Below are 24,906 nucleotides of genomic sequence, written 5' to 3'. Positions count from 1 at the left end.
TCGCTGTTGTACTCTATCCATAATTTATGAAATAAATGTAGTAAATAGAACGAGTTAGAATTACTACTGAAAATTTGGTTTACTATATACATATACAACTGGCAAAGGAGATAGTACAATGCAGGCACCACCTTCTTTTTATGAAGGCGATACATTAGTGGTCGCAAAGAAGTTACTCGGACATAAACTCGTTCATATTGTAGACGGCATAAAGCGGAGCGGAATTATTGTAGAAGTAGAAGCATACAAAGGTCCAGATGATAAGGCCGCTCATAGTTACGGAGGCAGACGGACTGATCGAACAGAAGTAATGTTCGGCGCACCAGGACATGCTTACGTATATTTAATTTACGGCATGTATCATTGCTTTAACGTAATTACAGCAACAATCGGCACCCCGCAAGGAGTTCTCATTCGTGCTCTTGAACCTGTAGATGGAATCGAAGACATGAAACTAGCGCGCTACAACAAAACTGACATTACGAAAGCTCAGTATAAAAACTTAACAAATGGCCCCGGAAAACTATGCCGCGCGCTCGGAATCACTTTAGAAGAGCGCGGCGTATCACTTCAAAGTGATACGTTACATATTGAATTAGTTCCTGAAGAAGACCATTTATCATCCACACATAACATAATAGCTGGCCCTCGTATTAATATTGATTATGCAGAAGAAGCCGTTCACTATCCATGGCGGTTTTATTATGAAAAGCATCCGTTTGTTTCAAAATAAAGAAGCTATCCTATAAGTAAGTGAAACCAACTTATAGGATAGCTCTTTTTTCGTAATTCATCACACGTCGAAAAGCCGAAATCCGGGCTCGGATTTCGGTTTTGTTTCTATAAAAGAAACCGTTGTTCCTCCAACATTGCCAAATACAGCTCATCTCCAAAGAGAAAATCTTAAAAGCATTATTTTTTTAATGCATAATAATTATCCAAATTGAATTTCGACATAATGAAAGTTCCTGTTGGCGTTAAAAGTTGTGACATAGATTGTATGACCTGCGGTAATTTCGCTGGCTCAATAGGATGTGATAACAAAATGTACTGGAATTTTTCATCTGTAAATACCTCATGTAACTTGTCATACTCAGCAGAAGTTGTAGGAGCTACCCTATTTGCAAGAGCTGCTGCTTTTTCATTAATTTCTGCTCCAAATATGGAAACTGCCGGGTAACGCCTTTTCATTTCTAATAAAGTTGCACCACATCCAGCTCCTATATGAAGAATATTCACTTGATCAGGCGCAAATCGATCTACAATTGCTAGTAAATCATAATGAATGTATAAACTTTCACCATAAAACCCCCATTTTTCATACAATTTTATATTATTTGCATGTAAAACTACAGAAAATTTCATACTATCTTCTTTCCATGAGACACTTCCGTAGTGATGAATAAATGTATCTTTACATAAATACAGTTTATATCCTTTTTCAAACATTCTTAGTGACAAATCATCATCTTCATAATTCCCCGGTGTAAATCGTTCATCTAATAATCCAACTTCATCTAACACTGATTTTTTTATAAGCATACAGAATCCGATTAATTTCATACGTTCTTCCCATTTATTTTTATCACTTTGATTATATAAAGTTGCAAACTTCTGCATTCCTTCAATATCTTTATAAAAGGTTGGTATAGCAGTATAGTAAGCGGCATTATTAGTTATGGGCCCTACCGCTCCAGTATCCTTACTTTCATATAAACACCGAATTAAGTTGCTTAGCCAATTTTCAGTTACGACCACATCATTATTCAATAATAGAATATTGTCACCTTTTGCCTCTTTAATTCCCTGATTACATCCCTTTGGAAAACCCATATTCTCCGCATTTTCCACTAGCATAATATCCGATTGTTTTTGTAACCATTCTACAGTACCATCTGTTGACGCGTTGTCCACAACTATTAACTCATACTCTTGTTCCACTGTATAAGTTCTAATACTTTGGATGCATTCTTTTGTATACTGTAATTGATTATGAGTCAATATAATTATACTTGTGAGCATGAATCAAACTCCTCTCAGCAGCCAAAATGATTATCTAGTATTATTAAATATTATTTTTCCGATAAACTATCAAAATATTTTCTATTATATTCAATGCTCGGATTATTAGGTATGAACAGTGCAGCTTGTTCGTTATGATAAATTGCCTTTTCATATTCTTTTATTCGATCATAACAAATACATAGTTGAATATGCGGCAACCATGTATGACACTCTTCTCGGACAAACGGCGAATCCTTTGGTCGTGGCCCGTCAATTGCTGCATGGTACCAATATATCGCTTTAGAATATTCCCCTTGTTGCAAAAATACACGTCCTAAGTGGCAACAAAGTTCTCCTCTAGGCGTGTCATACGTAAATGATTGCAAACAAGACTGTATAGATTTTTTTAAGTCCCCCAATTCTAAATAACATTCGGCTCTTTTTAAACATGCTTGAATGTTATCTTCAACCCAACCCTTTTCTTCATCTAAAAACCTAGAATACCCCTTAACAGCCTTATCAAATAATCTGTGATCCTTACATTCATTTGCATAATAGTACACATCGCGGGGGCTAAACTCTTTTCCACTCTCAAGATGTTTTTCATATATTTTCAAATTACGATTAGTATATGCTTTTTCTTTTTTATGACTTACCCCTACGTCACTATTTATAAGATTTCCATACACCTCTAAATATTCATGAACAAATCCATACCATTGAAAATTTTTACTTCTGTTTACTAATCGATATCTCCTTAAAGAATGTGTTGGATTTCCTTCTATATCAAAAGTTAAATAATATTTCATAGATACTGCATCCGTACTACGATCTAACGTATGTTTTAACTGCAACAATTTCTTTATATCTTCCGTATCTATTATGTCATCTGCGTCTAGCCAAAGAATATATTCTTTTGTAGCTTTAGAAAACGCAAAGTTTCGTGCCGCTGAAAAATCTTCAATCCATTGAAAATCATAAACTTTCGCGTCGTACTTCTTCACAATTTCTTTTGTACCATCAGTGGAACCTGTATCTACAATAATAATTTCATCCACAACACTTTTAACCGATTCTAAGCATTTTGATATAGTTTGTTCTTCATCTTTTACAATCATGCATAAACTAATAGTAATGGAGTTTTCCATCATATCCCCCCTATCCTTTTGATGTATATGTTTGGAGAGAAATTTATATTTCTTTTGCTTCAAAATTGAGTTTTCATTTTACAAAAGAAACATAATGAGGCGGTGCAGTGAAATTGGATAGGGGAATTTCACCCGAAGATTGCAAATCAATGAAAAAAAACCGAAGCCTGAACAAGACTTCGGTTCTTTATATAGAGAATACATAATTTCGATTCCTTTTTACTCCGCACCTTCCGCGGTCGCAATATCATTCTCTAAGTTTTCTCTTGATAATTCCGCCGCCATAAAATCAGCTGTTTCAGGAAGTGCTAAATGCATATGAGCTTTTTGACAAATTTGGATCGTACAGTTTTCTACAACATAGTCGAAAACATGTCCTCCCCCGCTTCTTTCATCATCAATATAATGTAAGTGGAAACCAGCTACACCAATACCTTGCGCATAATCTGGTGTCCAAAATCCAGCTAGCGTACCTTCTGTATCTTTAAACGAAAAAATCGGTTGTGATTTCGTCACTTCAACGAGCGGCGTATACGGTTTTTCTTGTCTTGGAACAGTTCTCGTTCTAACTTCACGGAACGTTCCATCCATTCGAATACCATAAAATAAGTTTTTACTTGGCATTAACTCATGTAATAATGCTTCCACTTCTTCACGATTCATCGGATGCTCTACCGTATAACTCATTTCTTTTTCAAAAAACGTTACAGTCGCAAAAGGTGTTGTTTCTTCCGGTTCTACTTTTTCCGCTGAACCGTCTGAACGTAAATGGTAAAACTCATTATCAAACGCAATCATTTCACCATCTAATTGATCAAATGTACCGATGCCGAAATCACCACGTTCTTTCAGTTCCTCAAAGTTAATAACACCATCGTATATACCATCTAATAGCGCAAGCATTGTAGATGTTTGATATACTTCATTACTCATTTTCGTTCTTTTTGCATCAATATCAATTAATTGCGCAACAGTCATCTCACTCATGCCCCCATCAGTTTAATTGATTTGGTAATAATTTTTCGCTTAATTTAATGTTGTCACGGTAGTCAATTGGAATATCAATAATGACAGGACCTTCTGCTTCTAACGCTTCTCTCAATACACCTTCTAATTCGTCTGGTGTATTGACACGAAGACCTATTGCTCCAAAACTTTCTGCATATTTCACAAGATCAACATCGCCAAACTCTGTAGCTGATGTTCTACCGTATTTCATCATTTGTTGGAACGCAACCATATCATATGTACCGTCTCTCCAAACGAGATGTACAACCGGTGCATTTAAACGTACCGCTGTTTCTAACTCCATCGAAGAGAATAAGAAACCACCATCACCTGACACTGAAACAACTTTTTTACCCGGCTCAACTAAAGTAGCAGCAATTGCCCAAGGAAGTGCAACACCTAACGTTTGCATACCGTTACTAAATAATAGTCTACGTGGTTCATAAGAACGGAAACATCTTGCCATCCAAATAGAATGGGAACCGATGTCACATGTAACGGTTGTATCGTCACTAATTAAAGAACGAAGTGTACGAATGACTTGAAGTGGATGCGTAACACCTTCTGAAGCACGATTTGGAACTTCTGCTTGCTCTGATAATTTCGAGCGTAATCGTTCTAAAACTGCTTCAGATTTCGTATTTAATACAAGCTTCGGTAATTTCTCCGCAATGCTATTTACAGTTAAAGCGATATCGCCAATTAATTCACGCTCTGGTTGGTAATCATGGTCGATATCTGCTTGGTGATCATCAAGGTGAATAATTGTTCTATCGCCAAGTTTATTCCAGAATTTCGGATCATACTCAATTGGGTCATAGCCGATAGATAAAACAAAATCCGCTTCTTCTAGTAAAATATCACCTGGTTGGTTACGGAATAATCCAACGCGGCCGAAGAAATGATCTTCTAACTCACGTGAAATTGCACCAGCTGCTTGATACGTTTCAACAACAGGAAGTTCTGTACCAGCAATTAACTCACGAACTGCTTTCGTTACTTCATTGGTGCTTGCTCTCATACCGAGTAAAATAACTGGTAATTTTGCTGATTTTATTTTTTCTACTACGTATTCAATATGATTTGTGGGAGCGATTCCAAGCTGTGGCTTAGAAAGCGCACCGATAGATTCTACTGTCGTTTCCGCAGTCATAACGTCTTGCGGAAGACTTACAAGTGTTGCTCCTGGATTTGTAGAAGTAGCACTTCGAAATGCATTAGTAAGTGCTTCTGGTACATTATCAGGATGCTCGACTTCTACGCTATATTTAGTGATTGGTTCGAATAATGCAGCATTATCCATAGATTGATGCGTACGTTTTAATCGATCTGTACGCGGAACTGCACCAGCTAAAGCAACAACGGGATCACTCTCCGCATTCGCAGTAACAAGACCTGTCGCTAAATTTGATGTCCCTGGTCCTGAAGTTACAAGACATACGCCCGGTTTCCCTGTTAATCTACCAATAGCAGCTGCCATAAATGCTGCATTTTGTTCATGACGACAAACAATTAACTCTGGTCCTCTTTCTTGCAGTACATCAAATACAGAATCAATCTTCGCTCCTGGAATACCGAAAACATGTGTAACACCTTGTTTAATTAAACAATCAACAACAAGATCTGCTCCTTTTGTTTTTGTTTTCACGTCGTTTGCTTTTACACCTGTACTCAAACTAATCATCCCTTTATTTCATAATGTGTGTAATAAAGATTTTTAATTTCACCTAGTTAATTAACGTAGTGAAGTATTGTTTATCATTATATTACAAATGCATTATTTTTCCAACGATATGAATTTGACATTTTTTTGACAACCTCTAAGGAATACGCTTACAACCCTTTGTTTATCCTAAAATAATATTTTTATATCTCCTCTAAAAATGCACGAAAAAATTCCATCTAATCACAGTATTAATAAGATTATAGTACCTTGCAAAGAACACTACTAAATGATATATTTGTAAATATTGGAATACCCAGTAATTGGAACGCACCTTATAATTCGTATCCCCCTTTTCAAAAGATAGGATTCTCAGCTGTAATTCATCATTTTATAAAGGAAAGTAATTGTTATGAACAAAAGTGAATTTTTGGAACAACTTAGTTCTTCCCTGCCGAATATGCCTAGTTTAGAAAAGAAAGATATTATTTCAGAGTATGAAACTCATTTTATCAGTGCTAAACAGGATGGGAAATCTGAAGAAGAAATTTCCAGGAAACTAGTAGACCCTAAAACTATTGCTAAAGAACTTAATGTTTCCTATGCAATACAAAACGCGGACAATAAACGAAGCTTCAAAAATATGATAACCGCACTATTTTCTGTTATGAGCTTAAGTTTTTTAAACTTTATATTTATCATTATCGCCTTTTTCTTATTACTCTTTCTATTACCGATTCTTCTAGCACTTATAATTGCCACTCCATTCTTAATCATTTCACCTATTTTATTAATAGGGTTAGGATTTTTTAACGGGTTTCATCAAATCAGTTATTCCAATGTCTATAATGTATTCATAGCTTTTTGCATCGGCTTACTCATATCCGTAATATCTTACCAAATGATAAAACATGTATACTCACTTTTAGTAAAGTATTTAAAATGGAATTTAGCCGTTTTACAAAGATACTAATGAATGAAAAAGGAGATTAAAATGAAGAAATATACTTTATATTCACTCATGTTACTTACAATTTTATTTCTATCAGCTTGTTCAAACAGTGCACAACCTAAGGAAGAAAACGATGTGCAATCTATTAAAGATGTAACGATAAAAATTCCAGAAACTATATTCACTTCCTCAAAAAAGAATGAAACGATTAACGAAAACGAAATGAAACAAAATATAAAAACTTATTTAGATTATAGCGGAGAGTTAGACGAAAACATCGTTCCACTTTCATCATCTATGTCTGACGAGAATGTCACGGAATCCGACCGAGAGAAATTAAAGCAACTAGTAGATTTAGCGCAACAAAATGATGCGAATTTCCATGATTTTATTAGTAACAATACGATCCCTGATGATTACAAAAAACCTTCGAAAGAAATGTATGAATTCATTTCAGCATCTACGGCACTTTCAGTAGAACTAGAGCACGAATTAGACAAAATCGCGCAAGATGGTAACTTATTCAAAACTGATTTTTCTTTTACAAAACGCTTTGAGAAAGTTAATGGTAGGAAGCAAAAAGAAATTGAAAAGTTTTTGAAAGAAAAAAATATTAGAACTGAGTATTTCAACAAGTAATTATATATGTAAAAGAGAAATTGAAAGATACATCATATATCCCCTTCAAAACAGTCACTAACACATGGCTATTTTGAAGGGGATTTTTTTGTGGAAGGACTATCAAATTTCCTACACAAAAAAACGCCCCCATACTAGGAGCGTCTTCTATCATTACGCTTGTTGCGCGCTATATAATTCTTCAAGTGGCTTCATGATAATTTTGTTAACGTCAGTGATAACGATGTTTAAACGTTGCTCAGTTTCCATTAACTTTGTGATTTTTGCATCTTGTTGAATGCGAGCTACAACTTCTTGTGCTTTTTGGTTGTCTTCTTCAGTGATTTCTTGGCCTTGCATCATTTTTTGTTGTAAGCCAAGTTGCATCGCGCGGAACTCTTCGAATAAGTTCTTTGACTCTGCATCTCCTTGTACTGCTGCGTAGCTTGCTTTTAATGTTTGGAAATCTTCGTTTTCAGCGATTGTTTTTTGTAATTCATATGCAACATCATGAATGTTTTTTGTCATTTTATTTTTCCTCCTTTAGAAGGCTAGCGCTTTTCGCTCGCACTGCCTTTTAAGTGCATTTACATACGCACCTCTTCCTACCATATCAAACTATGCAAGAGATGGGAAGAAATTTCACTTTTATTTCTATGCACCCATCTTTATTACTTAAGGAACAAGAGTAACAACCCTTGAATAAATCCAATTGTTCCTCCTAATAACGCCCCTAAATATGTAATCATTTTTAACTCATTTTTTGTAATGGACAATACGAGATCTTCTAGTCTCTCTGTTGAAAATGTAGATACTTCTTGCTGGACAATTTCCGCAAGCTGTAGATTTCCCAATATACTTCCCACATTTTCTGTCCCCCACTTCAAGCCTTTCTCTACTGCGCTAGGGACCACTTTTCCAACGATTGTTTCTCGCACTGGCTCACATACTTGCTGAACAGACTGATTTAAAAATCTACTCACTGTTTCCTCTACTTTAACCGCTGACAATATGGAGTTCACAATCATTTCTTTCTCTACGAACGTTTCTAATTCTTTTACGTCTCTTCCTTTTAACTTTTCCCACTCTTTTTGCAGTACATCAGTTAACAGACGCTCTGTTCCATCTTGTCCTAAAAACTTAATGACTTCCGGCTGCACGCGATCAACTAAACTTACATTCCCTAAAAACATACCAACTAAGTTAAGCAGCGTTCCCCTGGAAGCGAAAAAGTCATCAATCATTTTTGAAAGGCGTTCCTTTCCTTCTTCACTTTCCAAAAAGCTAATTCCTCTTTTTAAAATAAAAGATGCTACATTCGGAATCGCATTCTCTACTTTTTCATGAACAGAATGAGGTAACGCCTGTTCCCATGTATATGTATAGTACTCTGCTAAAAATGCATGAATTTTTTCTGTAATAACATGTTCGATTTTCCCGATCGCCTCTTCTTCTACATGTTCTAAATTCCATTTTTCTAACATATCCCGTAACGACTGTTCATTTGTAATTACTTTATCAACTTCCACTTGTGTCCAGCGAATTAAACTGGTTTGAAAATCTTTATTTGTTAGTTTTTTTCCGATTCCTTCTGGTGTTAACAAATGGTCTACAACCATTTTACCTAATTGAACAGCAAGCTCATCGCGGCGCTTCGGAATTAACCCTGGCGTAAATGGAACCTGAAACTTCCCAATATAAATCGGACGATGAGGACGAAATAACATTTTTATCGCTAAATGATTTGTGTATCCTCCAATAATTGCCCCGAGCCCTGTCGTCATTAACATATTTAACCATATATTCATCACAATCAACCTTTCACTTCTCCAAAACTATAGCATATCATCATACGGACAAAAGTATAATGGTATAAAAACGTATTTGCAATATATAGCTCCGCCTATAATGCAAACATCTTATTACTAAAGGAGTGATTTCGTTGGTTCTTGGTCTTTTAACTTCCGGGCTCCATCACGAGCAAACGTATTACACCGAAATCGCTAAGCGAGCTCGTCTTTATCATAACGTCGTTGCCCAATTCACACCGTTTAGCATTGATTCAAAGACAGATCTTGTTTCTGGTCTTATTTACGATACAGATACAGGAAATTGGATAGATCAAACCTTTCCCATTCCTTCATATATATATGATCGTTGTCATTTCAAAGAGGATGAGGAATTCCAACAAGCAAATGCGATTATTCATTCATTACACAAACGTTCTTCCACTACCTTTTTAAACAACACACTTATTAACCCAAGCGATTTACACAATCTTTTTCTTACTAATAAACGTCTTTCCCCTTACGTACCAAAAATAATAAAAGGAACAGTACAAGGAATTTTTAAATTACTACTAGAAACAAGAGATATTATTATAAGACCAATCAATATACACTCCAATGAAAATTTATATCGGGCCACTTACAAAAATAAAACATTTCATATCGATACAATAAATGAACAACATCATACTTCTACTCAATTCAAACGAACAGATAAATTTATATCATGGTGCAAATCGAACATACACTCATTCCGTTATATGATTCATCCAATGTTACAACCTCCAAATCAACTATCATATCCGATTCATATTCGAACCATTATGCAAAAAAATAAAGAACAGAATTGGAAAGTGCTCGGTCAATTTATACAAAAATCTTCATTCCCAGCACAATTTTTACTTTCAGCAACAGAACGTTCTATGTTACATCCATTTTCTAAAATTAAATATTTACTTTCTCCAACTGGCGTTCAATTATTAAAAGATGCTTTACATGATGTTGTAAATGAAGTGTTTAAAACACTCGATCAGTCCTATTCTTCATTATTTGAACTAGAGCTTTCTACCATTATGGATCAAAAAGGTGCCATTTGGCTTATGTACGTCAATACGATGCCATCTTACGATGTTTATACTAGGTACAACGACGAACTGGCTGAACAAATTTTTCATGGTCCATTAAAGTTTAGCCGATTTACACCATAACGAAAGGAGGAAATCCCCGTTGAAAGAGCACATATATACATTAAGTATTTCAGATGAGCATCCAAATAGTATTACTTTACCTTACGTTTTTTCTATTACACCACCAATTACATCCTTTTTCTTTGGCTTACGTTATATTACATGTGAGAATATTAAAATTCATTATTCATTCACGCGAGAAATTATTATTGGCGAACAGATTGCAGCCGATCTTTTACTACCGCATTCAGCAACAATCCATGCCTTCTTACACAATCAAATCATTGTTTTCGGCCCATTAATCGGGATTTTCACAACTGGCTTTAACGATGATTCTAATTCTCCTTTAGGAAGTCGTTCCATCTCTCTCAGTGAGTTATTAACACCACCATTCACATTGCAGCCATTTGTATTTGTCTTTGGCATTCAACATATAAACTGGGAAGAGGAAACAATTGAAGGGTACTTCTTTCAAGAAGGAAAATGGGTAAAAAACAAAGTCCCTTTACCAAATGTCATTTACGACCGATTACCAAATCGGCAAGCAGAAAATTACAAACCTATCGTAAGAGCAAAAAAACGTTTAGAAAGCGACTATGGGATTCCGTGGTTTAATCCGGGATTTTTCAATAAATGGGAAGTGCATCAACTTTTAATGAAAGAAGATTCAATTAAACCATTCTTACCAAATACAGAAGTATTTCAACATTTTGAACAAGTAGAACGACTTCTCGGTACGTATAAGTACATTTATATGAAACCAATACACGGTAGCTTCGGAAGAAATATTCATCAAATACTCTATTCTCAAACTGATAATTGCTACTATTGTCGTTATCGTGAAAATGAACAAAACAAACTAAGAAAGTATCAATCATTAGAAGCCCTTCTTAACCATGTGTTAAAAGGACATGATTTAAAAAAGTTTATCGTACAACAAGGTATCTCACTGCTCCGCTTCGAAGGGCAACCCGTCGATTTTCGCATTCATACAAATAAAAACCATTTTGGTAATTGGGTAGTCAGTGCAATCGTCGCAAAAATCGCCGGCAAAGGTAGCTTAACAACTCATGTAAATAGCGGCGGTGATACGAAATTACTTCAGGAACTATTTCCTGATTCAACAAAGCAAGTTCAAATTGAAAATAAACTAAAACAAACAGCGTTACAAATCAGTTATGCACTTGATGGGCAAGTAACCGGGAACATTGGAGAAATTGGTTTTGACATTGGTTTAGACACCACGGAAAACCCGTGGCTATTTGAAGCAAATTCTAAACCGGGGCGAACTGTATTCCAAGATGAAAAGTTAAAAGAACAAAGTGAACTTACGCGCCAATTATTTTATGAATATGCCATCTATTTAACTGAACACTCTTTGCGCGACACGAAAGAAAAAATGTCACAAATAAAATCAGGTCCTTCGTCACATACCGAAAACATCCCTTCCCCTATGATTAACTCACAAATACAAAAACAAAAACTTCCACCTCCTTCATAAGGTGGAAGTTTTTTATTTAAACGAGCTTCACTACAACTTCTGTTTCCACATTACATACTCCGCAATAAAAAACATGATTGCAATACTCCTGTGAATTATTATGTGTTAAACCGTCTACTGCACTTAATAATTCTTGATCCATATATGCACTGTAATCGTCTATGTAATCTACAGTTTTCCCATAATCTTGGAGTATACCTTGGCAATTTTGACAAGAATATGTTTGTAATTCTAGCGCGTTGCAAAGCGGGCAAATTCCCATCATGATTCCTCCATACGTTATCGTTTAAAAACAATTAAAAAGCCCTTTTTTAGATTGAAGAGAGCATCTAGCCGTGCATAGACGCGGTCAGTTCCTTTTTCTGCCCCACCCTGGGTTAAAAAAGAACTATGCAGTTGCTCCCGATTTAATTTTCATTTTACTAAGCTTTAATTTTTCTCACTTTAATTACATTTTCGTTTAAAAGCCTCTTTTTTAGATTAAAGAGAGCATCTAGCCGTGCATAGACGCGGTCAGTTCCTTTTTCTGCCCACCCTGGGTTAAAACAGAACTATGCAGTTGCTCCCGATTTAATTTTCATTTTACTAAACTGGAATTTGTCTCACTTTAACAAATCATAAGTTAAGTAAGCCAAGCTGGTTATACAAAGAAAAAAACGCATATGATTTCGCTCTTAGTTTAGCCTTCTTTCTTAAAAATACAACGATTACTCTTATTTCATAATTTACGAAATGATGAAATATTTTTTACAAAATTTACAAATTATTTTTTTGTATATCTTTCTAGGTAACATCCATACTATGAGTACAAACTTAATTACCGATGGATTAGCGCCAAACGGGGCGATAATCTGGTTCAAATCCAGCTAGTCCAACCAAAAAAATTTTTATAACTCTAAGGAGGATATATTCCTATGGCAAACCAAAGTTCTTACAATCAATTAGTAGTACCAGGTGCAACAGCAGCAATCGATCAAATGAAGTACGAAATCGCTCAAGAATTTGGTGTACAATTAGGAGCAGATTCTACGGCTCGCGCTAACGGTTCTGTTGGTGGAGAAATTACAAAACGTTTAGTTGCAATGGCTGAGCAAAGCCTTGGCGGATTCCAAAAATAAATATATATGGCAAAAAGGTCTCAGGGCATATGCCCTGAGACCTTCCTTAATTTATTGCAACATTTGTAAAAACTTCTTCGTTCGTTCTTCTTTTGGATTTGTAAATACATCTTCCGGTGTACCTTGTTCGACAACGACACCGCCATCCATGAAAATAACACGGTTCGCAATTTGATGAGCAAAGCGCATTTCATGCGTTACAATGACCATCGTCATTCCTTCTTTAGCAAGTTCTTTCATAACCTTTAAAACTTCTTGAACTAGCTCAGGATCAAGTGCTGACGTTGGCTCATCAAATAGTAAAACTTCCGGCTCCATCGCAAGCGCACGAGCGATTCCAACGCGCTGTTGTTGTCCACCTGATAATTGGAACGGATATAAGTCTACTTTATCCGCAAGACCAACTTTTTCAAGGAAATAGTTTGCTTTTTTCTTCGCTTCTTCTTTCCCCATCTTTTTCACTGTAACGAGCCCTTCCATTACATTGTGAATTGCTGTTAAATGAGGAAATAGATTATGGTGCTGGAATACCATACCTGTTTGCGTACGAAGATTTACAATATCTTTCTTCGATACTTTTTGAGAGAAATCGAGCTCTTTATTGCCGATACGAATGTTACCAGCGTTCGGCGTTTCTAACACGTTGAGACAACGTAAGAATGTCGTCTTACCAGATCCAGATGGCCCGATAATAACAACCACTTCGCCCTTCTCAACTGATAAGTCTATATGTTTTAATACGGTATTATCTCCGAAACTTTTTTGTAAATGTTGAATTGAAATCATAAAAACAAAAACTCCTTTTATGAAAGGGTTATTTTAGAGTATAACGTTCTGAACGTTTTTCTAATATTTGTTGCACGATAGATAATAAGAAGCAAATTACCCAATAAATTAGACCTGCTTCAAAATAAACAATTAAAAACTCATAGTTCATTGCCGCAATTTCCTGCGCTTTTCGGAACATTTCTGTTACTAAAATTAACGACGCTAATGACGTATCCTTCACTAAACTAATAAATGTATTCGAAAGCGGCGGAATTGATACGCGTGTTGCTTGTGGTAAAATAACACGTTTCAATGCTTGCGGGTATGTCATCCCAATTGTGTAAGCCGCTTCCCACTGTCCTTTCGGGATTGAAAGGATAGAAGCACGAATAATTTCAGATGCATATGCACCTACATTTAATGAAAATCCAATAACTGCTGCTGTATATGGCTCAACTTCAATATTAAGAGTTGGAAGACCATAGAAAATAATAAATAACTGTACAAGAAGTGGCGTTCCGCGAATGATAGATACATAGATACGAGCAATCCATTGTAAAATACGACTACCTGAAATACGTGCGAGCGCTGTTAATGTCGCAAGTATAATACCGATAATAAATGTAATAAGCGTTAACGGAATTGTCGTAAAGACAGCTTCCTTCAGCATAGGCGCGAAGGAAGTCTGCATAATATCTATCCAAGTAGACAATCGATCTGACATCAATGCGCTACTTAGATACATTTTCACCGAACCATTTTTTCGTTATTTTATCGTACGTACCATCTTTTTTCATATCTTCTAACGCTTTATTTACTTCTTGTACAAGTTTGTCGCTACCTTTACGGAATAAGAATCCACTTTGTGACGCTTCTTTTTCTGTATCTACAATTTTAATTTTTGCATCTTTTTTCGTTTCTAAATAGTTTAACACTGATAATTTATCATTGATTGTAAAATCAACGCGGCCAGAACTTAATAATTCTGCTGCTTGGCTAAATCCTTCTACACCTGTGATTTCCGCACCATTTTTCTTAGCAATATCTGCGTAGTTACTCGTTAAAGATTGCGCTGCTTTTAATCCTTTTACGTCAGCAAATGTAGCAGGTTTATCTTTATCTTTCGCAACAACTAATGCTGCTGAAGAAGAAATGTATGGACTAGAGAAGTCATATTTCTTTTGGCGATCTTCACGAATACCAACTTCGTTCGCAACCATGTCGAAACGTTTTGCATCTATTCCTGCAAGTAAGCTATCCCATTGTGTTTCTTTAAATACAGGCTTTACACCTAAACGTTTTGCAACTTCTTCTGCTAATTCAACGTCAAACCCAGTTAATTTATCGTTTGTATCGTGGAACGTAAATGGTGGATATGTACCTTCTGTACCAATTACAAGCTCACCGCTTTGTTTTATCTTCTGTAATGCATCTTGATTAGCTGTATCTTTTTTCTCTTCTTTACCGCAGCCCGCTACAATCCCAATCGCTAATGTAGTTACTGCAAGCACTGAAAATAATTTTTTCATGATAGTAGTCCTCCAAGTATTCTGATAGGAATTTAAAAACTATATTGATTGTATGCAATTTCGAACAATTTTTCAATGAAAATGTTCTTATTTAGTTTAACCTTTTTCTTCATAATCAAACAAAATGGAAAAATAGCGCTACATACAAAAAATAAGTAACATTTTTTAATATAGCATTTATAAAGAAAAAGGTAAAACAATACCTACTTATTTATAAGTTTTTCAGCCGGTGAAATATATTAACTTCTAAGCGGACAATCCGATCAAAAAAGAACTTGCGAAAATCGCAAGTTCTTCTAAAAATTAAGCACTCTGGTTTCCTTCCATTTGCGTTTTATACATATCGTAATAACGCCCGCGCTTTTTCATTAATTCATCATGGGAACCTTTTTCCAAAATCGTTCCTCTATCAAGCACAATAATTTGATCAGCGCTCTTAATTGTTGAAAGACGATGAGCGATAATAAACGTCGTTCGTCCTTTCTTCACAACTTCTAGCGCTTGTTGAATCATCGCTTCTGTTTCTGTATCAATACTGGAAGTCGCTTCATCTAAAATTAAAATAGCAGGATCAAAAGCAAGTGCCCTAGCAAACGATATAAGCTGACGTTCTCCGGTTGAAAGTGTACTTCCTTTCTCCGTAATTTTTTCATCTATATTGTTCGCAAACCTTTCCGCACCAACATCACGTAACGCCTTCACGATGCGATCTTTTGAAATTTTTTCATTTTCTAAGCTTACATTGGATGCCACTGTCCCGCTAAATAAAAACGGATCTTGCAATACAATTCCCATATGTTCACGTGTTGCTTGTTTCGGCATCTCTGTTACATCATGACCATCAATCGTAAGCTTCCCTTTTTGAAATTCATAAAACTGAAAGAGCACATTCATAATGGAACTTTTTCCTGATCCAGTATGACCGACAAGTGCCACTGTCTCCCCTTGTTTCGCTTCAAAAGAAATATTTTTTAATACTTCATCTTTTCCATTGTAAGAAAACGAAACATTATCGAATTTCACATTTCCGGTTAAGCGAGGCATACGTTCTTCTTCTACTGCCTCTCCCTTTTCCTCTAGCAATTCAAAGACGCGCTCTGATGCAACACGCGATTGCTCTAAGTTAGCAAGTTGGTTCACCATGTTCGTAATTGGCGAGAACAATCTCGTTAAATAATCGACGAAAGCATACAGTATCCCTAGAGAAAGGAGGCCAGAAGCACTTAATGAAGCACCACCGAAATACCAAATTACACCTGTAAAAGCGATGTTTCTTAATACAGACACTAAATTATGCGAAGTTGCTGCATTTAAATTTAAAATTTTATTTTGATATTTAAAATAATCACCATTTAACTCTTCAAATTCCTTCTTCGTTTCATGTTCTTGACGAAATGCTTGAATAATTGGCATCCCTTGAATTGATTCATTCACTGTTCCGTTAATATCCGATAAACGCGAACGCATTTTATGATTGTATACAGACGCATACTTTCTATACATAATCGCCCAAACAATTAAAATTGGGATGATGAGCAAGCATAGTGCCGCCAGTTTTACATCAAGTAAAAATAGCGCAGCGAAAATCCCGATAATATAGATGATACTAGAGACGAATGTCGCAAGCACTGTTACATATAAATCACGAATCGCTTCTGTATCATTCGTTACACGCGATACAATTTTCCCTGCTGGTAAATGGTCAAAATAACGAATTGGCAACGTTTGAATATGGGAAAAGACGTCTTCCCTCATAATTTGAATAATTTTGTTTGCCGCCTTCTGTAAGAAGAACTGCTTTCCGTATGCAAATAATGATACGACTACTAATAAAGCGAAATACCCACCGCCAAGTAGTAATAACCTATTTATTTCTGGTTTATAAAACGCAAATACCTCTTCTTTCGTTAAGGCTTTCGATTTATACACTTGCACTGCCTTACCACTTTGTACTGTAAGCACATCACCCTTAACAGAACGAGTTCCTTCAAGCGTTATTTTATTCGGTACAAAATAGTACTGAAAACCAACTTGAATCACTCGGACTTCTTTCCCTTTTTGCTCACCTTGTTCAAAGCGATCACTTCGCTTATAAAAGGCGCCATTATATGAAACAGCATCCTCACTCTTTTCTGTTTCATACCAGGGTCTCTCTATTCCAACGATATGCTCATCGATCATCGTTTTTGCGACGAAAGGACCCGCGAGTTCTGCAATAACGAAAACAAATAGCATCGCCATCGCTGCAAAAATCGGCCCTTTTACTTTCATCGCGTATTGAAACAATCGTTTTGAAACACTCATATTTTCACCCCACTATCCGTACTTTCACTTTCACCTTGTTGTCTTTCGAACTGCTCTGCATACCAGCCCCCATTTCGAACGAGCGCTTCATGCGAACCTTCTTCAATAACCTCACCGTTATCCATAACGAGAATCCAATCAGCATGCTGCACTGCTGACAAACGATGCGTTGTTATAATCGTCGTCTTCCCGCTTCTTTCTGTTCGTATGTTTTCAATAATTGCCGCTTCAGTACGAGCATCAACAGCTGATAAAGAATCGTCCAAAATTAAAATTTCCGGATTTTGAATAACAGCCCTCGCAATCGAAATCCTTTGCTTTTGCCCACCTGATAAAGAAACACCTTTCTCTCCAACGAGCGTTTCTAAACCTTCCGGTAAAAACTCTAAATCCTTTTTAAACGCAGCTATTTCAATCGCTTTTTCAAGTTCTTCTTCAGTCGCTTCTCTATTTCCGAATAAAATATTTTCCTTCGCTGTTTTTGAGAACAAAATGTGTTCCTGAGGTACATACCCAATCCAGCCAAGTACGTTATCATTCGTAATTTTATCTAGCTTCACATCAGAAACCGCAATATCCCCTTCCCCAAGTGGATATTGACGAAGAAGCTGACGAACGAGCGTCGTTTTCCCGCTTCCTGTTTTCCCAACAACTCCAAGTGTCTCTCCTTGTTTTAATGAGAATGAAACATTTTTTAAATTTGTTTCAATTGATGAAGGATATGAAAAAGTAACATTATCAAATTGAATGTAATCTGGCTCTTGTACAACCTTTGGATCTTTCGGATTCTTTACATCCGGTTCATAAGCTAACGTTTCATTTACACGGTCGAGCGACGCATTTCCTCTTTGCATAACATTAATCAATTCACCAATTGCAAACATCGGCCAAATCATCATCCCTAAATAGACGTTAAAAGAAACGAGCTCACCAAGTGTCACCTTTGATTGGAATACGAGATATGCACCGTACACTAAACCAATTAAATAACTAAGACCGACGAGCATTTTTACAGTTGGCTGGAATAATGCATCGATTCTTGCTACTCTCATATTTTTCTCGTATACGTCATCTCCTAAATGATGAAACCTTTCTTGATCAGCGTTCTCCTGTACATACGCACGAATAACGCGTACACCCGCAATTGATTCAAGTACTTTATCGTTCATATCCCCGAACGCATCTTGCGCGACTGTAAATCTTTCATGCAACTTCTTTCCGTATCTATTCATCGCATATGCCATAATCGGAAGCGGTATAAGCGCAGCAAATGTTAACTGCCAACTAATTGAGAAGCCCATCATACAAACGATTGTAAGCATATATAGACTAGAATCAACGAGCGTTAATATACCAAAACCAGCTGTCATGGAGATTGCTTTTAAATCATTTGTCGCTCTCGCCATTAAATCGCCAGTACGATTTTTTTGATAAAACGTCGGTGTCATCTTAAGTAAATGCCCCATAAATTTTGAACGCATCGTTTTCTCAAGTACGAACGCACCGCCAAATAGTTGGTGCTGCCAAATGAAAGTAAGCACATACCCACCAATCGTTACCCCAAGTAAAATAAAAATATATTGCATAATCGCCTCATTCGTTAAGGCTCCCGTTTTAATATTATCAATTGTAATTCCTAACACTTTCGGTGGAATTACCTCTATCACGTTTACAATTAAAAGTACCCCAATTGCGATACTATACCTTTTCCAATGCTCTCTAAAAAACCAGCTTAACTTTAGTAATACTGAAAACAATATAACCTCCCCTTTCTCGTTCCCGTTTGATTCACATTTCTTTACCCGCTATCTAAACCCATCACATTTACATTTCGTAAGCCATACAATTTCATCACATTTTTCCACCTTCCAAATTCTGATTTTTTATAGTAACCACGCAAACAAGGAAAATAAAGTGAAACTTTAATCAGTGGGGGTTTTGTTCATTCCCCACTGATTATTAGCCCGCAAATAGCGGGATAAACAAAAAAAAGCATACCGCCGCTTGACGATATGCAAAGAATGCATAAAAGCGTACGTTACGATATACGCAACGTACGCTTCTCATAAGACGCAAAGGTCCTATATATCCGCACGGGTTGCGTAATGATATGAATGTTTTCCGCCATTTAACAGAGCTAAGCCCATTACATTTACGATTACAATCATTACGCACACCCCCTTCATTTATTTTCCATTTATAATCTTACAACTTTATTGAGTATTCTGTCAATTGTTTTTTTCGCTTTAGAATAAAATAATCTTTTATCACAAAAAATGAAAGTGATGCATTCTACTTATAATTCAGTTTGAAATAAGGGAATCTTCTGTAAGAAAGGGCATACAAAACAAAAAAATAATAAGAAATCGTTTTCACAAACATTTCATTTGAAAAATATTATCAAACCACCTACAATCACCTTATACTCACTCTTACAAGTTGCTATTTTAGGAGGACTAATCATGACAACTAGCAATACGTACAAATTTTATTTAAACGGAGAATGGAGAGAAAGCTCTTCAGGTCAAACAATCGACATTCCATCTCCATACTTACACGAAGTAATTGGGCAAGTACAAGCAATTACTCAAGGAGAAGTAGATGAAGCAATTGCATCTGCAAAAGAAGCTCAAAAATCATGGGCTGAAGCTTCTCTACAAGATCGCGCAAAATATTTATATAAATGGGCTGATGAGCTCGTAAATATGCAAGATGAAATTGCCGATATCATTATGAAAGAAGTCGGTAAAGGATATAAAGATGCGAAAAAAGAAGTTGTTCGTACAGCTGACTTCATTCGTTACACTATTGAAGAAGCTCTTCATATGCACGGAGAAAGCATGATGGGCGATAGCTTCCCTGGCGGAACGAAATCTAAACTTGCGATTATCCAACGCGCACCACTTGGTGTTGTATTAGCAATCGCACCATTTAACTACCCAGTAAACTTATCTGCTGCAAAACTTGCACCAGCACTTATTATGGGTAACGCTGTTATCTTCAAACCAGCAACACAAGGTGCAATTAGCGGTGTTAAAATGGTTGAAGCACTTCATAAAGCTGGCCTTCCAAAAGGTCTTGTAAACGTAGCTACAGGACGCGGTTCTGTAATTGGTGACTACTTAGTAGAACATCCTGGCATCAATATGGTATCGTTCACAGGTGGTACAAACACTGGTAAGCACTTAGCGAAAAAAGCTGCAATGATTCCACTTGTATTAGAACTTGGTGGTAAAGACCCTGGTATCGTTCGTGAAGATGCTGACTTACAAGATGCTGCAAATCATATCGTAAGCGGTGCATTCTCTTACTCTGGTCAACGTTGTACAGCTATTAAACGTGTACTTGTACACGAAAATGTAGCAGACGAGCTTGTTGACTTATTAAAAGAGCAAGTAGCTAAATTATCAGTTGGATCTCCAGAGCAAGACAGCACAATCGTCCCATTAATCGACGACAAATCTGCTGACTTCGTTCAAGGCTTAGTTGATGATGCTGTAGAAAAAGGTGCAACAATCGTTATCGGTAACAAACGTGAGCGCAACTTAATTTACCCAACATTAATTGACAACGTAACAGAAGAAATGAAAGTTGCTTGGGAAGAGCCATTCGGCCCAATCCTTCCAATCATCCGTGTTTCTTCTGATGAACAAGCGATTGAAATTGCTAACAAATCAGAGTTCGGTCTGCAAGCAAGTGTCTTCACAAAAGACATTAACAAAGCGTTTGCAATTGCTAACAAAATCGACACTGGTTCTGTTCAAATTAACGGACGCACAGAGCGCGGTCCTGACCACTTCCCATTCATCGGTATAAAAGGTTCAGGTATGGGCGCACAAGGTATTCATAAGAGCCTTGAGTCTATGACACGTGAAAAAGTAACTGTATTAAACTTAGTTTAATCTTATATGTAGCAGCTGATCTAATATTTAGGTCAGCTGCTTTTTAGTTAAAACCCTCCAGGACCTAATAACAAATTCTTCTCTATAATCTGATTATTACTATATCCATTGACGTATAAAAATACATTTGTTACTCTTAAACATGTTAATTTAATACATAAATCCTCATTCGTATCTCGGTGAGGTAGAGGTTGCAGTCATTAAGAGTATCATTTCAGGAGATGTAGTGGCATTGATGAAGAAATGAGAAAGGAATGATTGCCGAAGTAAGTCGTGTCCACCATACACGCTTGCTGGGTCTGCATTTAATAAGTGCAGAACTGTCACAAACGTTTCGTTTGTGGAGAGCTATCGAGAGGTATGTCGTGGGTTTCTTATAAGATAGAAAGCATGTAGCGGCAGATTACGTGCTTTTTTTGTTTTGTTTGGACCTTCTCTTCCTTATCAGGAAGACATACATATCTCCTCGCTTGACTTGGTTATACTAACTTTGGAGGTATTTTCTATGCAACAAAAAAAATGGGGCTTTTGGGTACTAACAGCTTTCGTTGTCGGTAACATGGTTGGCGCTGGTATTTTCATGGTGCCAAGTACGTTAGCACAAACAGCAAGCCCACTCGGTGTCACTTTAGCTTGGTTAACAACAGGGTTTGGTGTTTTAATGCTAGCTCTTGTTTTCGGTAATTTAGCAATTCGTCGTCCTGATTTAACGACAGGACCACAAAGTCATGCATATGCTTTATTCTCAACACCAAAAAGAAAGAAAATGGCTGGTTTCAGCATGGTATGGGGATATTGGGTTGCAAACTGGGCAAGTAACGTTGCCATTATTACATCTTTCGCGGGATATTTATCGCTCTTCTTCCCAATTATGAAAGATACACGACTACTATTTTCAATTGGCTCTTTCAATATAGAAGTTGGAAAACTAATTACATTTACTATTTGTTCCATCTTACTTTGGGGAACACATTTAATTTTAACAAACGGTGTAAGCGGAGCTGGGAAGCTAAACTTCTTAGCGACAACAACGAAAGTAACTGGATTCCTTCTATTCATTGTCGTTACGTTATTTGCGTTCGAAGCTTCAAAGTTTGGACAATGGTACACACCGATGATCGATAAAGAAGGCGTATCACACGGTCTCCTTTCACAAGTAAATTTAGCGGCTCTTACAACGCTTTGGGCATTTATCGGCATTGAATCAGCCGTTCTTTTATCAAACCGAGCTACTTCTCCCAAAACGGTAAAACGTGCGACTGTTGCCGGTTTACTAATAACAGTTGCAATTTATTTAGGAATTACAATTTTAACAATGGGTGTACTTCACGTTGATAAATTACAAGCTTCTGAACGTCCATTAGCAGATGCATTAAACGCTGCAATGGGTCATGGCGGCGGGAAACTTATGGCATTACTTGCTCTTACTTCCCTATTCGGTTCAATATTAGGCTGGATTTTATTAAGCTCAGAAGTACCTTATCAAGCAGCAAAAGAAGGTTTCTTCCCTTCCTTCTTTGCAAAAACGAATAAAAAAGGAAGTCCAATTCATTCACTACGATTAACAAACATTATGTCGCAAGTGTTCTTATTCTCAACATTATCAGGAACAATTGCGGAAGCTTATACATTCGTTATTACCGTATCAACACTGGCCTACCTCATTCCATATCTCGTTTCACCAATCTTCCAGTTAAAACTAGTCGCAACTGGTGAAACATATAAGAATGAAATGGGTTCAAGAATTATGGATGGTGTAGTTGCAGTTATCGCACTTTGCTATGCACTATGGGTTATTAAAACCGGCGCATCCGATATAAAAACATTTCTTCTCGGAATTGGTTTATTCGGAATTGGCTTTGCCTTCTATCCATTAATGAATCGTGATCAGAAAAAAAATAAAGAAAAGAAAAACGAGCAAGTTGCGTAACGCAATTTGCTCGTTTTTTACTTTATAAAACATATATAATAGAAAAAAGAGGTGAAAAACATGTCAATCGAATCACTATGGAGCTCTCGCTTTCAACAACATATTCAAAATGCCATCACATACTTTGCACGTATGATTAACGGTTTACTATATAGCTTCATCTTCGTCTCATGTGTAGGTGCATATTATTACGCTAAGTTTCTTAAAACGGATCCTTCTAAAGGAATATCTTTATTACTCATCACGATCGTACTTACACTCATTATAACGAGATGCCAAGTTCGCACATTTATTCAAAAACCAGACGCTGTCTATTTACTTGCATTAGAAGAGAAATTAACATCTTATTTTAAAAAATCTCTTCTATATAATTACATCATTCAGCTTTTCCCGCTTATATTTACGTTCCTTGTTATCGTACCGCTTGCCATGCAATCATTACAACTAACCGTACCTTTCTTATGTACAATCTTTATAATTTTAATGATTCTAAAGGGCTGGAACATATACATACATTGGATGTGGCGTGATAGTTATGAAAAAAGCATATGGTTTATCATTCGCATTGCTTGTAACGCCCTGATCATTTACATGCTGTTTTATACTGCAAATGTGATCGTGTTAGGCGGACTACTCTTACTTCTTGCTTTCCTGCTTCTATACACGAAGAAACAACCTACAAAACGAATACCGTGGGATTACATAATCGAACAAGAAGAAAAAATGGACGTTCATTTCTATCAATTTGCTAGCATTTTCACCGATGTTCCGCAACTGAATAAGCAAGTAAATAAAAGAAAATGGCTTACAAATTGGATTGAACCTTTATTACATAAAAAACGAGCAACTTTCTTCTATTTACATACACTAGCATTTTTACGCGGTAATGATTATTTCGGTATATATATTCGCTTAGGGTTGATCGGTGCTTTCGCTCTATATTTTATTCCGAATATATATGTAAAAGGTGCTATCGCTTATATCGTCCTATATATGATTTCTATGCAGCTCCGTTCCCTGTGGAAATATTTTTCGGGAAATATTATTGTAGCATTATATCCAATTGATACTGAAGAACGAATGAGTCAATTTCTTAGCTTAATTTTCATATTGCTAAGTATTCAACTCATTGTATTTTCAAGTGTTATACTCATTGCCACAGGGCAATTTTCACATAGTCTTATCATTATGATTATCGGGTTAATCTGGATCAAATTTATTATTGTACCAAAAACGAAGCAACGCGTTTCTTCGTTTTAACGAAAAGAATTATCTTAAAAGCCAAGGAGAAAATAAATTATCTCCTTGGCTTTTTTGTTTTTCTTCCTCAAACAAGAATCATTGAAACAACCGATATTTTATGATTTTTACATACAAAAACGATAATACATGTTTACGTCCTAATAAAAAGGGTAGTTATTAAATTAACAGGGCAAAGGAACTGGAGGGAATGAAAAAATATGAATTAAAGTTTCACTTTATAAAAG

Annotated in this window: 21 protein-coding genes and 1 riboswitch; of the genes, 9 read left to right on the top strand and 12 right to left on the bottom strand. The window is 36.3% G+C overall.

Going from position 1 to position 24,906, the window contains the following annotated elements; translation table 11 throughout:
* Positions 1–118 precede the first annotated feature (118 nt).
* Complete coding sequence (locus tag MKX37_RS04435; protein WP_002186642.1) at positions 119–733, top strand: DNA-3-methyladenine glycosylase; 615 nt, start codon at positions 119–121, stop codon at positions 731–733.
* A 179-nt stretch (positions 734–912) separates the two neighbouring features.
* Here MKX37_RS04435 and MKX37_RS04430 read toward each other — a convergent pair whose 3' ends face one another.
* From MKX37_RS04430 to alsS, 4 genes are all read right to left on the bottom strand, one after another.
* Positions 913–2,022 (bottom strand): glycosyltransferase, encoded by a 1,110-nt coding sequence (locus MKX37_RS04430; protein ID WP_002125521.1) that lies wholly within the window; start codon positions 2,020–2,022, stop codon positions 913–915.
* A gap of 50 nt (positions 2,023–2,072) precedes the next feature.
* Complete coding sequence (locus tag MKX37_RS04425) at positions 2,073–3,152, bottom strand: glycosyltransferase (protein WP_002140529.1); 1,080 nt, start codon at positions 3,150–3,152, stop codon at positions 2,073–2,075.
* A 219-nt stretch (positions 3,153–3,371) separates the two neighbouring features.
* Positions 3,372–4,130, bottom strand: a complete 759-nt coding sequence (alsD, locus tag MKX37_RS04420) for an alpha-acetolactate decarboxylase (protein ID WP_002125519.1) — start codon at positions 4,128–4,130, stop codon at positions 3,372–3,374.
* Positions 4,131–4,146: 16 nt separating this feature from the next.
* Positions 4,147–5,835, bottom strand: a complete 1,689-nt coding sequence (gene alsS, locus MKX37_RS04415) for an acetolactate synthase AlsS (protein ID WP_002125517.1) — start codon at positions 5,833–5,835, stop codon at positions 4,147–4,149.
* 400 nt (positions 5,836–6,235) lie between these two features.
* Between alsS and MKX37_RS04410 the strand changes: the two genes are divergently transcribed.
* Together MKX37_RS04410 and MKX37_RS04405 are read left to right on the top strand one after the other, a co-directional pair.
* A complete protein-coding gene (locus MKX37_RS04410; protein WP_078422170.1) occupies positions 6,236–6,796 on the top strand; it encodes an HAAS signaling domain-containing protein in 561 nt (186 codons plus the stop codon).
* A 21-nt stretch (positions 6,797–6,817) separates the two neighbouring features.
* Entirely contained in the window at positions 6,818–7,414 is a 597-nt protein-coding gene (locus MKX37_RS04405) for an NDxxF motif lipoprotein (protein ID WP_002169078.1), read from the top strand.
* 153 nt (positions 7,415–7,567) lie between these two features.
* On the opposite strand, the gene MKX37_RS04400 is transcribed toward MKX37_RS04405, so the two are convergent.
* A complete protein-coding gene (locus tag MKX37_RS04400) occupies positions 7,568–7,921 on the bottom strand; it encodes a YlbF/YmcA family competence regulator (RefSeq protein ID WP_002125511.1) in 354 nt (117 codons plus the stop codon).
* 143 nt (positions 7,922–8,064) lie between these two features.
* Positions 8,065–9,210, bottom strand: coding sequence for a DUF445 domain-containing protein (locus MKX37_RS04395; RefSeq protein WP_002125510.1), 1,146 nt, complete (start codon positions 9,208–9,210; stop codon positions 8,065–8,067).
* Positions 9,211–9,335: 125 nt separating this feature from the next.
* Between MKX37_RS04395 and MKX37_RS04390 the strand changes: the two genes are divergently transcribed.
* Positions 9,336–10,388, top strand: a complete 1,053-nt coding sequence (locus MKX37_RS04390) for a YheC/YheD family protein (RefSeq protein WP_002010850.1) — start codon at positions 9,336–9,338, stop codon at positions 10,386–10,388.
* A 19-nt stretch (positions 10,389–10,407) separates the two neighbouring features.
* Entirely contained in the window at positions 10,408–11,868 is a 1,461-nt protein-coding gene (locus tag MKX37_RS04385) for a YheC/YheD family endospore coat-associated protein (protein WP_002125506.1), read from the top strand.
* Positions 11,869–11,884: 16 nt separating this feature from the next.
* Here the strand turns inward: MKX37_RS04385 and MKX37_RS04380 are convergent, their stop codons facing one another.
* Positions 11,885–12,130 (bottom strand): hypothetical protein, encoded by a 246-nt coding sequence (locus tag MKX37_RS04380; protein WP_002186650.1) that lies wholly within the window; start codon positions 12,128–12,130, stop codon positions 11,885–11,887.
* A 652-nt stretch (positions 12,131–12,782) separates the two neighbouring features.
* Between MKX37_RS04380 and sasP the strand changes: the two genes are divergently transcribed.
* Complete coding sequence (gene sasP / locus MKX37_RS04375) at positions 12,783–12,986, top strand: small acid-soluble spore protein, SasP family (protein WP_000013349.1); 204 nt, start codon at positions 12,783–12,785, stop codon at positions 12,984–12,986.
* A gap of 51 nt (positions 12,987–13,037) precedes the next feature.
* Here the strand turns inward: sasP and MKX37_RS04370 are convergent, their stop codons facing one another.
* The 5 genes from MKX37_RS04370 to MKX37_RS04350 form a co-directional block, all read right to left on the bottom strand.
* Positions 13,038–13,772 carry an amino acid ABC transporter ATP-binding protein gene (locus MKX37_RS04370; protein ID WP_002010843.1) on the bottom strand — a complete coding sequence of 245 codons (735 nt, stop codon included), beginning with the start codon at positions 13,770–13,772 and terminating at the stop codon, positions 13,038–13,040.
* Positions 13,773–13,800: 28 nt separating this feature from the next.
* Positions 13,801–14,499: an amino acid ABC transporter permease gene (locus MKX37_RS04365; protein WP_033706449.1), complete on the bottom strand. Its 699-nt coding sequence runs from the start codon at positions 14,497–14,499 to the stop codon at positions 13,801–13,803.
* The gene (locus tag MKX37_RS04360; RefSeq protein ID WP_002010840.1) at positions 14,486–15,283 is read right to left on the bottom strand and encodes an amino acid ABC transporter substrate-binding protein; all 798 of its coding nucleotides are present in this window, start codon (positions 15,281–15,283) and stop codon (positions 14,486–14,488) included. The genes MKX37_RS04365 and MKX37_RS04360 overlap by 14 nt, the downstream gene beginning before the upstream one ends.
* A 303-nt stretch (positions 15,284–15,586) precedes the next feature.
* Positions 15,587–17,587 (bottom strand): ABC transporter ATP-binding protein, encoded by a 2,001-nt coding sequence (locus MKX37_RS04355; RefSeq protein ID WP_002140515.1) that lies wholly within the window; start codon positions 17,585–17,587, stop codon positions 15,587–15,589.
* Positions 17,584–19,344, bottom strand: a complete 1,761-nt coding sequence (locus MKX37_RS04350) for an ABC transporter ATP-binding protein (protein WP_002063973.1) — start codon at positions 19,342–19,344, stop codon at positions 17,584–17,586. The genes MKX37_RS04355 and MKX37_RS04350 overlap by 4 nt, the downstream gene beginning before the upstream one ends.
* Before the next feature lie 705 nt (positions 19,345–20,049).
* Here MKX37_RS04350 and gapN point away from each other — a divergent pair.
* From gapN to MKX37_RS04335, 3 genes are all read left to right on the top strand, one after another.
* Positions 20,050–21,489 (top strand): NADP-dependent glyceraldehyde-3-phosphate dehydrogenase, encoded by a 1,440-nt coding sequence (gapN, locus tag MKX37_RS04345; RefSeq protein ID WP_002125495.1) that lies wholly within the window; start codon positions 20,050–20,052, stop codon positions 21,487–21,489.
* Between the two features lie 177 nt (positions 21,490–21,666).
* Positions 21,667–21,848: riboswitch (Lysine riboswitch) on the top strand.
* A gap of 146 nt (positions 21,849–21,994) precedes the next feature.
* Positions 21,995–23,419, top strand: coding sequence for an amino acid permease (locus MKX37_RS04340; protein ID WP_002010833.1), 1,425 nt, complete (start codon positions 21,995–21,997; stop codon positions 23,417–23,419).
* Positions 23,420–23,479: 60 nt separating this feature from the next.
* A complete protein-coding gene (locus tag MKX37_RS04335; protein WP_078422169.1) occupies positions 23,480–24,679 on the top strand; it encodes an ABC transporter permease in 1,200 nt (399 codons plus the stop codon).
* Positions 24,680–24,906: the final 227 nt, after the last annotated feature.

Source organism: Bacillus sp. FSL R5-0709 (assembly GCF_038004785.1).
In the GTDB taxonomy this organism is placed as follows: Bacteria; Bacillota; Bacilli; order Bacillales; family Bacillaceae_G; genus Bacillus_A; species Bacillus_A mycoides.
The sequence above is the reverse complement of the archived record's forward strand: the minus strand, read 5'-3'. Positions and strand labels throughout refer to the sequence as shown.